This window comes from Chryseobacterium sp. Bi04 (assembly GCF_918698085.1).
Classification (GTDB): Bacteria; Bacteroidota; Bacteroidia; order Flavobacteriales; family Weeksellaceae; genus Chryseobacterium.
Window position 1 is genome coordinate 1 of record NZ_CAKKLP010000027.1, and the last position, 14,089, is coordinate 14,089.

A 14,089-nucleotide genomic window follows, 5' to 3' on the forward strand; every position below is an offset into this window, starting at 1 on the left:
TTATAATATTTTTCGTAAATTAGTACAAGTTTCAAAGCTCAGATAGAGTAAAAATAATCTGAGTTAAAAATACAGGCGGCTTTAGAAACAAAACAGATGACAGAGTTCTGTACTCCTATTGAGAAAACACATCATCATATATACATATAAAAGGCTCTTTTTAAGAGCCTTTTATAATATTATTTCTTTAAGATCTTAATCAGATAATCTCCCTTAGCCGTTTTAATTCTAAGGAAATAAACTCCTGAAGAAAGTTCGGCAACATCAATTTTATCATTGGGATACGTTATATTCTTAACCAGCTTCCCGGCTGCATCGAAAATTTTAACTGTTTCAATTTTATCATTTTCTTTGGAATGTATTGAAAAATAGTCTGAAACCGGATTAGGATAAATCTTGATATTAAAATCAGCATTCTTCTCTTCCTGTTTTACAGATTCGTTAGTCGCCATATAAATGGGTAAAGTATCCGTGATGGCGTAAAATTCACTTCCATGCTCTTTTGTGAAAATGGTCAGAAACAGCTCTTCTCCGTCCGTTGCCATTTTCTGAATATTTTCATTAGCCAGCAGCTGATTATCATCATTCGTAACAAAAATATCCATTGGCACTGTATCTGAAGCAATACCATTAGTTTTCCATACTTTTTGGGAATCACCATTCAGGAAGTAAAGATAGTTATTGGCACAAACCATATCCTTTATTGCAGAAAATCCGGATTTCACATTATAAGTACCATTGGCTGTGCCATCAGTTCTCCACAATTCTTTATCATAATTATTAGTAAAAAATAGCTGGTTTCCACATTTTTTAAACTTCACATTTGCCGTAAAGTTTCCTGCTATAATTTTTTCAGTTCCCGCAATTGTTCCATCGGAAGAATGCAAGCCTGAAGAAAAACCTGTGGTTACATAAAATAGTTTGTCATTGAGTATTCCTGTTTCCCTGTAAATAGTTCCTGAACCGGTTGGTTCTACATAGGATTTTAACAGTACAGATGAAGCCTGGTCACCATCCGAAGACCAAAGCTCCGTATGTTCATTACTTGAATTATTCTCCTGAGCCAGGGTAAAGAATAATTTATTATTGACAGCGCTCAAGACTTTTATATCCCCATCCGTCCCGTTCTGATATGTAAACTGAATGGTTTTATTGGTATTAGGATTCGTACCGTCAGACTTCCAGATTCCCAGTTTTCCGTACTGTCTCGCTATAAAATATGCATATCCGTTCAGGACAGCCGTTTTAGTATCCACATCATATAAACTTCCCATATTGTCCACCGATATGTCTTTTACCAAATCCATTGTATTTGAACTGTTGTTAATTCTCCAAAGCTCAGTTCCTGTAAAGTTACTATAGGCGGAGAAGAGCAGCATATTATCATTCAGGCTGGTATAGACAATACTATTTGTAATTGGTTCCAACATAATGATTACATTTGAGCCTGCAGCCGTTCCATCTGTCCTGTAAAAGCCACCTTTTGTATAAAGATAGTTTCCTACTTTAGTGAACTCATCGTCAAAAGTGGTAGCTATTCCCCCTGGTAAAGCTCCACCGGTATTAAAGAAAGATAATCTTTCAACCTGTTGGGTGCTTTTATTTCTCTTATATAGCTGATTACTAAATTCCCGGTCTTTGGCGATAAAGATCAGATTATTGTTCAGTACATCAAAAGAATGTGGCTCAGAACCTTCCACCCTGTTAATATCAGCAGCTATTGAAATAACTTTCGTGGCAGGGTCCAGGGAAAAGACTTCTGCTCCATTCCTTTGGTTTGTACCAGCCAGATAAACTTTAGAGTTAAGATCTATAAAACTATTGTCCACCGGTAAAGCTAATCCTGTAATTTCAAATGGCTGAACAGAACCTCCATTGGTGATCCAATATCTTAGCCCTGAATTTACAGTGTTATATATTAAATGTATCCCATCTGAACTCTTTCCATATAATTTCATTTCCGGAGGTGTATTAAATAATGCTGTTCCAGCCAGAGTTCCATCAGTTTCCCAGATATAATTTCCATAATTCGGGGTTATTCCGTTAGAGTTACTTTCAAAATAGATTTTATTGTTAAAACTAATAAATTTAGGCATAGCCAGGGAACTTGTTACCCCCGGGATAATATCCTTTAATAATTGAGTTCCAGCAGCCGTTCCATCTGAAACCCACGGTTCAATTCCACTTCCCACAGGGTCTAAGCCTTTAAATACAAAATAATTATCTGAAGCTGCCCCATCCAATTCCGGAACCTTTACAGGTGTCACAGACACCGTACCGGCAGTAGTTCCGTCACTTTCATAAAGCTCATATCCAGCCGCCCCATTGCCCACAAAATAAAACTTATTATTTAATTCAATAATTTTAAAATCATTAGAAATACTTGATCCCGAGTTTGGGGCGATATCTTTCAGCAAAGTGGTACCGCCCGGTGTACCATCAGACTTCCAGATCTCTTTTCCGTGTACTCCGTCATTAGCTGCCAGAAACAATTGATTATGAAAAGAGTACAGCTTTATATTTCCGGAATAGGAAAATGTTTTTAATGACTGCAGATCGTCAGTAACCGCATCATAAGCCCACAGCTCATTAGATTGGTAAAAGAAAATTTTATTTCCCACCACCACAAGCTCATCAATAACAAAATTTGAGCTCAAGTCTTTTAACTTTGTTGTTCCAACACTTGTTCCGTCCGTTACCCAAAGCTGGTAATAGGATGAGTTTTGCTGGGCGAGAAAATAGACTTTATTATTTAATTTTACAGAAGCGGGAGATCCTGATATACCAGCGCTGGGCCCCGGATAAATATCTTTCAGCAAACTAGACTTTTGAGTGGCAGAATTAAAACACCAAAGCTCTCTTCCTTCATAAGGAGACCCGGTTGCCGGGAAAATGATCAGATCATTAAGTTTGATAAACGATTTTGGATCACTTGAAGCTCCAAAATTAATCTCATGCAATTGTGTATTCAATACAGTTTGTGCAGTTGAAAATATTGACAGTAAAGTCAATATGGGAATGTAAAGTTTTTTCATGGTTTTAAAAATCAATCCTTAATTCAAACATCATGAATTAAGGATTATATATTAGTTTATTAAGTTTTAAAAAATTATTTTGCTGCAAAGACTTCTTTGGAATATTTACCATCAGCCTGAGGAACATCAATTACGATATTTCCATTCTCAAAATAACCAATAGTAGTTGCTCCGTTATCCAGCTTCACCATAAATACATCTTTCTTTGAAGTTGCTTTAAAAATAGCAAAAGGAACAGAGCTCCCTGACTTAGCAAGAATAAACTGGGTGTTATCTATCTGTACTTTCTGCAGATCAAGCTTTCCGTTTGAAAAATTACTTGCCGTAGAAACAGCTGTTGTAGCTGCAGGAGTATCAGAAGCTGTATTCTGAGTACTGCTGGCTGTATCAGATGTCTGTGCAGGTAAGATATCAACAGGGTTTGAAATTGTAACATTCATTAAAGCCTGTGTCAGTGCATCCGGATACCCTTTTTCAAATTCTTTGATATTCGATCTTCCTTTAGCTTCTAGAATGGTTTTCTTATTACAATCCGATAATTGTAAGATAACTTTATTAGTAAATAATCCAGAATCATCCAAAACATTTGCATTAAGGATATTACAGGAGTTATCTTTAGCTTCAGAAGGCCATTGATCTCTATTAGCCGGCAGAACGACATATTTTTTCCCTGTCAGTGCTTTTGCTAAAAAAGTCTCTAAGCCATAACTATCTTTTTTAAATGATTCAAACTTCTCAGGAATAAATATGTATTTATAATCTGAAACCTTTTGTCCGAAAATGAGTGTTGAACAAATAGCCAACATAAACACTGATATCCTTTTCATATTATTTTATTTTTAATCGTTTCTAAATGCTCCCATATCCAGCTTCAATGAAAAGAAATTGGAATAGAAATTAGATCCGCCTATTCCTGAATTTGTGATTGCATAATCCAGGGTAAGTCCTCTATATTTTATTCCAAGACCTGCACTCGGCTGAAAGGAAACTTTTCTTTTAAGATCTTCTATATCTGTAATGGACTGGAACCTATTGATCCCCAATCTTACAAAAATCATTTTCTGGTATCCCAGCTCAGCTCCCGCATAAGGACTGATACTTGCAAAGTCTGTTGAAACTAATGAAGCCGTTTTTGCAAAATCCACATTAATCCCTGCTTCCGGCAAAACATAGACACTGCTGTTAATTTCAAATAACTTACTTGCCCCAACATTCAGCTTAGGCATGGTAAGCTCCATTTTATCTTTTGGCGCAGGGTTAAACTCTTCACCATTTACAACAGTTGATAATTCTTTCTGGTTAATGGTCCAAAAGTTTACTGTGGTAGTAATATCACGGATCATACCCCCAAATTTCCATCCATTGTTTCCTTTGTAAATAGCCCCTACATCAAAACCAAACCCGTAGCCACTGGCAAATTTACCTACATTTCTGTACACAATTTTGGCATTCACCCCCACATCCAAATTGGGATTCCCTCCCGGCCTGAATGCATAAGAAAGTATAGCGGCATAATCAGATTGTGAGAATTTGGTGATCTTATCATAATCAATATTTCCCTCAGAATCTATCATTTGAGTGGTATTCAAAATATTATCTACCCCAAGTCTTACTATTGAAACTCCAAAAACACCTTCTTCCATTACCTTTGCATAGGCCAGGTAATCATATTTTGCAATAGATTCAAAATATTCTGCGTGCATCGCTGCTCCCTGCCAGTCTCTCTCAATAGACATTAAACCCGCAGGATTCCACATTGGAGCATATACATCATCCTGATTGGATATTACTGCTCCCCCCATTGCCAGACCTCGTGCACCGGCTCCGATATTTAAAAATTCATTGGAATATTTCCTGATAATCTGAGATTGTGACAGCCCAAACAGCAGTGAAAATGCAAGTAAAAAATATTTTTTCATCATATAATTTTGATGCTTAGTTAAAGTTTTTTGTTTTTTTAGCTTTTATTAATCCATTGACAATGATTGCCAGTATCATAACTCCTGAAGCAATATAAAATATAGGGCTCATATGTTCTGATTCTCCAAAGATAAAAAAAGCTAGTATAATTCCGTAAACCGGCTCTAAATTAACTGTTAAAATTAAGGTAAAAGGCGAAATATACTTCATTAACTTTACTGATTCCAACATTGGAAAAGCTGTAAAAACACTGGCCAACAAGCATATTAACGCCAGATCTCTATAGTTTATTTCATCCATCTGAAAGATTTGACCCGTCAGAAGATAAAATACCATTAAAATAAACCACCCACAGAAAATTTCATAGAATATAATATTCCCCGAACTTGTTTTTCCAAACATTTTACCATTAAAAACAGAAAAAATGGTTCCGAAAACAGCACACAGGATACCATAAATAATCCCCTCTTTGAAATGAAATTCAGTTTTAAAAATCAATAAAATACAGGCAACAATCACTGTTCCCATCACCACTTCCGATATATCAATTTTTCTTTTAAAAATAACCGGTTCTAAAATAGAGGCAAAAAGTGTAGATAATGATAAGCAGCTTAACGCAATGGAAACATTGGAGACCTTGATAGAATAAAAAAAGCAATACCAGTGAAGTGCCATCGCAACACCAATAGCTGCCAGCTGAAAGAATATTTTTTTTGAAACCTTTATACTCTCTTTTTTGTAAACTCTTATGAATACAAAAAGAAAGACTGCAGCAAACAACATTCTGTAAAATACCAGAACCTGCGCATTTGCATGAATTAGTTTTCCTAAAATTGCAGTGAACCCCCACAAAAACACAATTAAATGCAGCCTGAAAAGTGCCAATTTATGCATATCCTATCTTCTATGAATTTTTAACGTGCAAATTTACAAATAGGCTTTTACAAATCTGATAAAAAAACAAATAATAGTTTAATAAAAAAACACTTATTATGTCTTCACCTTATTTTTATAAAAATTTATCAAAAAACAATGTTGCTGCTCCATAAGATCTTTTCTCACTAAAATAAAAAATCATACATTGGACTTATGATACTGAATAAAGATATTAGAATTAAAACAGATCGGCTGATATTGCAGCCTGTAGAAGATTTGTATATTGACGATATCAATACCTGTTTTACTGTAGAAGTTACAAGGTATATGCCTTTCAATCCGGATGGAGATAGAAATGACATTCTGGTCTTTGTAGAAGAATCAAAAAAATTGTTGTTAAAAAATACTGACCTTGTCATGGTTGCGCTTGATGATGATGATAACTTTATGGGTTGCTGTGGTATTCATAACATAACAGAAGAATCGGTAGAACTCGGCTTATGGTTAAAAAAGGATGCACAAGGTATTGGATTGGGTACAGAGATCATAGTGAGCCTTATTGAATTTTTAGAAAGTAATTTTACTTTTAAATATATAGTCTATCCAGTTGATCAGGAAAATATAGCGAGCAGGAGAATACCTGAAAAATTAGGCTTTATCCCTTTTAAGAAATATCAAAAAAATAAAAGCCCATCATCATTTCTCAATATTATAGAATATAGAAAACAGTATTCAGTTTAATTTTTCAGTATGTCCTTCCAAGTTTTATGCAGATACAAAAAACCCTGAAAATTTGTTAAACTTTCAGGGCTTTCAAATAATAAACTATTAAAAAAATAAACTAGGAACAGAGTATTTTGCAGAGATTAGGATCTCTGTTACTCTACCGTAAAGTTAGAAAAAATATAAATCATCTAAAAATATTTTTCTGTTAAAAATATCACAATTTTCTGAATACCAATATATTAAACACCCGTTTTACTTCAATTCATATTCTGTATAAAAATAGTATCTTTAAGCGTAAAAAATTGAAACTTTATGGATATTGAATTCAACAAACGGGAAGATCAAAACAGATTAAGACTTTCAGATATAAACCGCCTGCTCACCGAAATAAAAAAAGGTGGTGGTGAAAAGAGGCTTCAAAAGCTTCGTGAAGAAGGAAAAATGACGGCAAGAGAAAGAATTGATTATCTTCTTGATAAAAATTCAGATTCCATAGAAGTAGGAGCATTTGCAGGGTATGAAATGTATAAGGAACATGGAGGATGTCCTAGTGGAGGAGTTGTTGTAGTGATTGGTTACGTTTCAGGAAGGCAGTGTATCGTTGTAGCTAATGATGCTTCTGTAAAAGCGGGTGCATGGTTCCCCATTACAGGGAAAAAGAATCTAAGAGCACAGGAGATTGCTATGGAAAACAAACTTCCCATTATCTATCTGGTAGATTCTGCCGGTGTTTATCTTCCTATGCAGGACGAGATATTCCCGGATAAAGAGCATTTTGGAAGAATATTCAGAAATAATGCGAAAATGAGCTCTATGGGAATCATCCAGATTTCAGCAGTTATGGGCAGTTGTGTAGCCGGAGGAGCTTATTTGCCTATTATGAGTGATGAGGCTATGATTGTTGACAAAACAGGTTCTATTTTCCTCGCAGGAAGCTACCTTGTAAAGGCAGCAATTGGTGAAAGCATCGATAACGAAACATTAGGTGGGGCTACTACCCACTGCTCTATTTCAGGAGTTACAGATTATAAAGCTAAAGATGATAAAGATGCTTTGGATAGAATCAAAAACATTATGAAGTCTACCGGAAGCACTGAAAAAGCAGGTTTTGACAGAATAGAAAGTTTTCTTCCTAAAGAAAAGCCAGAAAATATTTTTGGAATAATGCCGGTTTCAAGAGCTGAGCAGTATGATACTTTTGATATCCTAAAGTGTATTACAGACAATTCTGAATATGAAGAATACAAACCTGACTACGGAAAAAGTATCATCTGTGCTACAGCCCGAATAGATGGCTGGTCTGTAGGAATTGTAGCCAACCAAAGAAAAATGGTGAAAAACGGTAAGGGAGAAGTACAGTTCGGAGGAGTTATTTATTCCGATTCTGCAGATAAGGCTACCCGATTTATAGCTAACTGTAACCAAAGAAAAATACCATTGGTTTTCTTACAGGATGTTACAGGCTTCATGGTAGGTTCTAAATCCGAACATGGAGGGATTATCAAAGATGGAGCAAAAATGGTCAATGCCGTATCCAATTCTGTTGTTCCTAAATTTACAATTATTACAGGAAACTCATATGGAGCCGGTAATTATGCCATGTGTGGAAAAGCCTATGATCCAAGATTAATTGTTGCATGGCCTTGGGCAGACTTAGCCGTAATGGGTGGGTCTCAGGCAGCAAAAGTTTTAGCACAGATCCAGGAATCTTCATTAAAAAAACAAGGCAAAGAAATATCAGAAGAAGAACACAACGAAATTCTGGATACTATTTCCAAAAAATACCAAAGTCAAACCGATGCTACCTATGCAGCAGCAAGATTATGGACAGATGCCATCATCAATCCTACAGACACCAGAAAATGGATCTCTATGGGTATTGAAGCTGCCAACCATTCTCCTATTACAGAGAAATTTAACTTAGGCGTTATACAGGTATGATCTGACCTATACATATTCACCCCGGTGAATAATTCAAAGAAAGAGGCTGTTTTCACACGTTGTGAAAACGGCCTCTTTCTTTGAATATCTTATGTTCTTGGAAGAGAAAAGTTTTTATTTAAATAATTCTCTATCCCATACAGTATCAAATATTATGACAAATCATAAGAAAGTTTATCAATACCTCTTATTTTTTTAATAATCTTTGCCAATTTATAAAGCTTACCTTAAAATATTATCTCAGTTGATAAAAAAAATAAAATTCACTTAAATAGCAATTGATATTAATTTATCACTATTATATCCTAAATAAATAAATATTTTACATAGGAAATTAAATAATACAAGATAATCAGAACCACCAAACACTGACAATCAATTTGTTACAATAAAAATAAATCACTTTTTATCATTTATTTTTTTAATATTGTAATTCTTAACCAAATGATGAATCAAATATAATGAAACAATCAAACACAGGATTCCCCTTCGCTGTTAGTGTATTTTGTTTTTTACTGGGTACTTCAGATTATTTAACCGCACAGAAAACGAAGAAAGATACTATAAAAAATAAACAAATCGAAGAAGTTGTTGTAACTGCATTGGGAATAAAAAGAGACCAGAGAAAACTAGGTTATGCCGTTACCAAGGTTGAAAGCAAAGATATTACACAAGCCGGGGTTGTTAATCCAATGGAAGCTCTCCAGGGAAAACTACCCGGGGTAGAAATTGTTGCCGGTTCAGGGGGGCCTCAGTCCAGTGCCAGAATTCAAATCCGGGGGAACACTTCATTGGGGAAAAATAATCAACCCTTAATTGTTGTGGATGGTGTTATTATAGATAACAGTGTGACTGGTGCTGATGCATGGGGATCGGGATATGATTTCGGTAACGAAATGAAAAATCTGAACTCAGATGTTTTTGAATCTGTTACCGTGCTCAGAGGAGCAGCGGCCTCCGCCCTTTATGGTTCACGTGCCGCGAACGGAGTAATTGTCATTACCACCAAGAAGGGGAAAAGCAGAAATGGTATTGGGGTCAAAATCAATTCTTCCCTTACCACACAACATGTTTACTCCGGTCCGAAATTTCAAAATGAATTTGGGGCGGGCGTGGGGCCTACATTCCAAACGGATAGTAATGGTGAACGCTTTATTGATCCGAGCAGTGCTTTTTACAGTTATGGACCAAAGTTTGATGGAAAGCCTGTAAGGGATATTGACGGCAGAACCATACTATGGAATTCTCAACCCAATAATTACAGAGATATTTATCAGGTAGGCCTTGATCGTAAAAATTCAATTGAGTTATCTGGTGGCGATGAGAAATCTACTTTTTTATTAAGCTATACCAATCAGGAAGCCGATGGAATCTTGCCCCGAAATAAATTTACAAAAAATGCTTTTTATTTCCGTGCAACCCATGAGTTCAGTAAATATCTGCAAGTAGATGCCAGCTTCAATTATAACCGGTCTTTTGGGCAGAATCCGGTACCTCAGGGAGGAAATTCAAGTCCGCTGTTCAGTTATATCTATCAGGTTCCCAGAAGTTTTGATGCCGTTTACTGGAGAAACAATTATCTGGATCCAATCAATGGAGGCATAAAAAAAGAGAGTGCCGATCCTTATGGAATGGCCGCTAATTATTTTAATATTTTTCAAAATACAAGAACCCAAAAAGAAAATAATTATATAGGGCGTTTAGAAATACGGTCTCAGTTAACGGATTGGTTAAACATGACCGTTAGCGGTAATTTCAATAATTATAATTTTATCAACGAATCTAAAATACTAGGCGAAAATACCGGCTTTACAGGAGGAAGCTATACTATTCTGGAAGGAACTAAAGAACAGTATAATGTTAAATTTTTATTGAGTGGTAACTTTAAATTAACTGATCATTTAACATTAAATGCTTCCCTGGGCGGAGAAGATTTCAGATCCAGATATAAATCAAACAAACAATGGACAAATGGGGGGCTTAACACCCCTGGTGTTTTTCAGATCCAGAATACTATAGATCCTGCAGGAAATGAAGTTTCATACACTGACGGAGAGCAGTCTCCAAAAAGGATTCAGGCCGTTTATGCCTTTGCTAACTTCGCATGGAAGGATCAGCTATTTATAGATATTACCGGACGTAATGACTGGTCTTCTACCTTATCATATCCGGATGGACACGGAAGTCTGAGCTATTTTTATCCATCCTTTGTGGGGAACTGGATATTTTCCAATTCCTTCAAACTACCAAAATGGATTAATTTTGGTAGTTTAAGAGCCAGCCTGGCATGGGTAGGCCGGGATACTTCTCCCTATAACACAAGCTCAGGATTCTACTACAGACCTGACCCGTCAGCGTACAATACTCCTAATGGGAACCGCATTCCTTTAACAGGTTTTAATAGCAATGCCCTTGCCAACGCAAACCTAAAGAATGAGCTGAGCAAATCCATAGAATTTGGATTGAATATGGCTTTTTTGAACAACCGGTTAGATTTTGATGTATCCTTTTACAAAACGAATACAACAAACCAATTATTAACCCTTACATTACCCCAGGAGTCCGGAGTTAAAGAACAACAGATAAATGCCGGAAACTTACAAAACCAGGGTATTGAGGTTATTGTAAACGCAGTTCCTGTTAAATCAACTAATTTCAGATGGAATACAACATTTACATTCTCCCAAAACAGGGACAAGCTTATCGAATTGTACCCTGGAGTGAGTGTATATGTTCTCAATTTGGGTATGGGGGATGATGTAAGAAGTGTAGCCATAGCGGGACAACAATATGGGCTGATACAAACAAGGTATGCCTATGCCAGATATCAGACACAGGATGCCAATGACCCCAGAAATGGAATGAAAGTCTTAAACTCTAATGGCTATTATCTACGCTCCAATTCCTATCAGAACCAGAACGATGTTACAGTAGGAAAGCTGACCCCTGATTTTTTAACCAGCTTTAGAAATACCTTCAGCTATAAAAACTTATCGTTAAGTGTATTGATAGATGCAAGAGTGGGTGGAGATATTCTTTCAGCTACCTATAATTATGGTGTTCAGTTTGGAAACTTACCGTCAACCCTACAATATAGAGATGAAGCCAGAGGAGGGATTCAATATACAGACGCCAATGGCGTAACACAATATGGATTAATTCCTGAAGGAGTATTTGCTGATAAAACAGAAATAACAGATAAACAAGGCATTAAAAGAGATGTAGGTGGAATGACTTATCAGGAAGCGTATGAAAAAGGATGGCTAAATCCTGTGCGTACCGATTTATATTATAGAAATTTAGCCTCATGGGGAACAGGCATACGGGAACAGGCTATTTTTGAGAATACCTGGGTAGCCCTTCGTGAGCTAAGGCTTACCTATTCTTTTAAACCGGATATGATTAAGCCTCTAGGGTTGAATACACTCAGTGCTTCTATAATAGGAAGAAATTTATTCTATATCTATAATAAATTACCCGATGGCATCAATCCTGAAGGAAAATACTCCAATAGTGCAGGAAGCTTTGCAGAATACGGAGGCTCACCGATGTCAAGATATATTGGGTTTAATCTGGATTTTTCTTTCTAGAAACTATTTAATTTAAAATTTAAAACATGAAAAAATTATTAATATTAACCGTTTCACTTTCTCTATTCATTTCCTGTACAAGTGATTTTGCTGACATCAATACCAATCCCCTGGATAAAACAACCGCAACCCCGGAAGAACTATTACCTCTCGCCATTAAAAGAGGATATACCGGCAGTTATGAATACTATTATGATTATTATCGTAGAATTATGCCATGGACTCAGACCTTAGTTCCTAATACTGGGAATGCATCGAACTTTATGGATGATGGTTCCAACATGAATGCAAGAAAAGATATCTTTTATGGAGATCATGGTGCATTGCTTACAGACATTATTCACAAGATCAACGAGATGCCGGCCAATGAACAGGCAAAATATGTCAATATTAAAAGCATTGCCAGCATTTTAAAGGTTTATTATGCGTGGTATGTTACTGATGTGAATGGAAGTATGGCTTATACAGAATCATTTCAGGCACGGTATGGCGGTACACTAACTCCAAAATTTGAAACCCAGGAACAATTATATGATATTTTTGACAAACAGCTAAATGATGTCTATGGGGATATTGAAGCTGCTGATCAAGCTATACAGATAAACCCTGGAAATAAAGATCTATTCTTTAATGGCAATATCACAAGGTGGAAAAAGATTGCCAATTCATTGAGATTAAAGATTGCTTCAAGATTAATGAAAAGAAATCCTGCAAAGCTTTCCACTATTGCTACGCAAGTATTGTCAAGAGAACAGATTAATAGTACAGATGAAGATTTCTCTCTGCTCGCAAAAAGATTTACTGAGAATGGTAATTTCAACCCTATAGGGATGTCTGCTTCTAAACCAATGGCTGATTTTATGAATCTTAATAAAGATCCAAGAAGGCCCATTTTTTTCCAGGAAAACGATTATTCCCAGGAAAATATTGATAAGCTTGTTGCTGCTGGAAAAATGAAACCAGCTATAGAAAATCAGCGATATGTAGGAGGTCCAACCAGCCCGGATATGGTAAGCCCAAATAAAAGCCGTTACTATACCTCTGCCAAAAGGCTATTAGACGGTATAAACTATGATACGATCTCCAGATTACAGTATAAAATATGGCATCCTGAATATAATGCAGGTACCGGAAACGCCGTATTTCCAATTCTTACTTACGCTGATTATTCTTTATTAAAAGCAGAGTTAGCAGCAAGGGGGCTTATTTCCGGTAATGTACAGGCTCTATATGAACAAGGAATCAGAGCCTCAATTATAACCTATAACTATATCGCTAAAGAAGCATTAGTAGACAAGTATATCCCAACTACCGAAGCAGAAATTACCACGTACCTTAATTCTTCTCAAGTTCAATTTAATGCTTCAACAGCCCTTGAGCAAATTATCATACAAGAATATCTTAATTATTTCAAACAACCCAACGAAGTTTGGGCTCTTATTAAGAGGACCGGCATGCCTAATACATCCACTGCTCTTACATTAGAATCTCCCTCACGGGATGGAGGAATTTTATTAGTAATGCCTAGAAGAATTATTCTTTCAACCCCTTCAAAAGATAACCTGAATTATCAGAATCAAAAATCAGCACTTGATATGATGAAACTGGATCCTGATTTTGGATTAAGTGAAAGTGATATCCAGGGACGCATTTGGTGGGATAAGAAATAAACAGCATGTACAATTCTTTTCAAAATAGAATTAATAGTTCTATGACTTTGTCATCCCATGGGCCTCAATAGCCAAGGGTTATGAGTTAGGAGTTAATAGTTGAGAGTTATGAGTTGAAGGTGACAGCGCTATCAACTATCAACTGAGGTTAAGTATAGTTTAGAGTTGAAGTATTAGGAGTATAGTTGTTATAGTATATAAACAAAAAAAAATCCTCTATCTTACGATAAAGGATTTTTAAAAATAAAATAAAAACTGGCGGCGGCCTACTCTCCCGCGTTAGCAGTACCATCGGCGCTGGTGGGCTTAACTTCTGTGTTCGGAATGGGAA

8 protein-coding genes are annotated in these 14,089 nt (G+C 36.1%); 4 read left to right on the forward strand and 4 right to left on the reverse strand.

What is annotated here, in order from left to right; genetic code table 11:
* Nucleotides 1–179 precede the first annotated feature (179 nt).
* The 4 genes from LQV47_RS22290 to LQV47_RS22305 form a co-directional block, all read right to left on the reverse strand.
* Nucleotides 180–3,035, reverse strand: a complete 2,856-nt coding sequence (locus LQV47_RS22290) for a T9SS type A sorting domain-containing protein (protein ID WP_230041323.1) — start codon at nucleotides 3,033–3,035, stop codon at nucleotides 180–182.
* Nucleotides 3,036–3,109: 74 nt separating this feature from the next.
* Nucleotides 3,110–3,862, reverse strand: a complete 753-nt coding sequence (locus tag LQV47_RS22295) for a hypothetical protein (protein ID WP_230041324.1) — start codon at nucleotides 3,860–3,862, stop codon at nucleotides 3,110–3,112.
* A gap of 12 nt (nucleotides 3,863–3,874) precedes the next feature.
* On the reverse strand, nucleotides 3,875–4,957 hold the full coding sequence (locus LQV47_RS22300; protein ID WP_230041325.1) for a PorV/PorQ family protein: 1,083 nt from the start codon (nucleotides 4,955–4,957) through the stop codon (nucleotides 3,875–3,877).
* A 13-nt stretch (nucleotides 4,958–4,970) separates the two neighbouring features.
* On the reverse strand, nucleotides 4,971–5,849 hold the full coding sequence (locus LQV47_RS22305) for an EamA family transporter (protein WP_230041326.1): 879 nt from the start codon (nucleotides 5,847–5,849) through the stop codon (nucleotides 4,971–4,973).
* Between the two features lie 195 nt (nucleotides 5,850–6,044).
* Here LQV47_RS22305 and LQV47_RS22310 point away from each other — a divergent pair, with 195 nt between their 5' ends.
* From LQV47_RS22310 to LQV47_RS22325, 4 genes are all read left to right on the forward strand, one after another.
* Nucleotides 6,045–6,572: a GNAT family N-acetyltransferase gene (locus LQV47_RS22310; RefSeq protein WP_230041327.1), complete on the forward strand. Its 528-nt coding sequence runs from the start codon at nucleotides 6,045–6,047 to the stop codon at nucleotides 6,570–6,572.
* Between the two features lie 297 nt (nucleotides 6,573–6,869).
* A complete protein-coding gene (locus LQV47_RS22315; protein WP_230041328.1) occupies nucleotides 6,870–8,498 on the forward strand; it encodes a carboxyl transferase domain-containing protein in 1,629 nt (542 codons plus the stop codon).
* A 461-nt stretch (nucleotides 8,499–8,959) separates the two neighbouring features.
* Entirely contained in the window at nucleotides 8,960–12,088 is a 3,129-nt protein-coding gene (locus tag LQV47_RS22320) for a SusC/RagA family TonB-linked outer membrane protein (RefSeq protein ID WP_230041329.1), read from the forward strand.
* Nucleotides 12,089–12,114: 26 nt separating this feature from the next.
* A complete protein-coding gene (locus LQV47_RS22325) occupies nucleotides 12,115–13,758 on the forward strand; it encodes a SusD/RagB family nutrient-binding outer membrane lipoprotein (protein ID WP_230041330.1) in 1,644 nt (547 codons plus the stop codon).
* The last annotated feature ends 331 nt before the right edge of the window (nucleotides 13,759–14,089 follow it).

Excerpts from the sequence above, each read along its gene's own strand:
- LQV47_RS22295 (WP_230041324.1), bottom strand. The coding sequence starts at position 3,862 with ATGAAAAGGATATCAGTGTTTATGTTGGCTATTTGTTCAACACTCATT.
- LQV47_RS22315 (WP_230041328.1), top strand. The coding sequence starts at position 6,870 with ATGGATATTGAATTCAACAAACGGGAAGATCAAAACAGATTAAGACTT.
- LQV47_RS22305 (WP_230041326.1), bottom strand. The coding sequence starts at position 5,849 with ATGCATAAATTGGCACTTTTCAGGCTGCATTTAATTGTGTTTTTGTGG.
- LQV47_RS22320 (WP_230041329.1), top strand. The coding sequence starts at position 8,960 with ATGAAACAATCAAACACAGGATTCCCCTTCGCTGTTAGTGTATTTTGT.
- LQV47_RS22310 (WP_230041327.1), top strand. The coding sequence starts at position 6,045 with ATGATACTGAATAAAGATATTAGAATTAAAACAGATCGGCTGATATTG.
- LQV47_RS22300 (WP_230041325.1), bottom strand. The coding sequence starts at position 4,957 with ATGATGAAAAAATATTTTTTACTTGCATTTTCACTGCTGTTTGGGCTG.
- LQV47_RS22290 (WP_230041323.1), bottom strand. The coding sequence starts at position 3,035 with ATGAAAAAACTTTACATTCCCATATTGACTTTACTGTCAATATTTTCA.
- LQV47_RS22325 (WP_230041330.1), top strand. The coding sequence starts at position 12,115 with ATGAAAAAATTATTAATATTAACCGTTTCACTTTCTCTATTCATTTCC.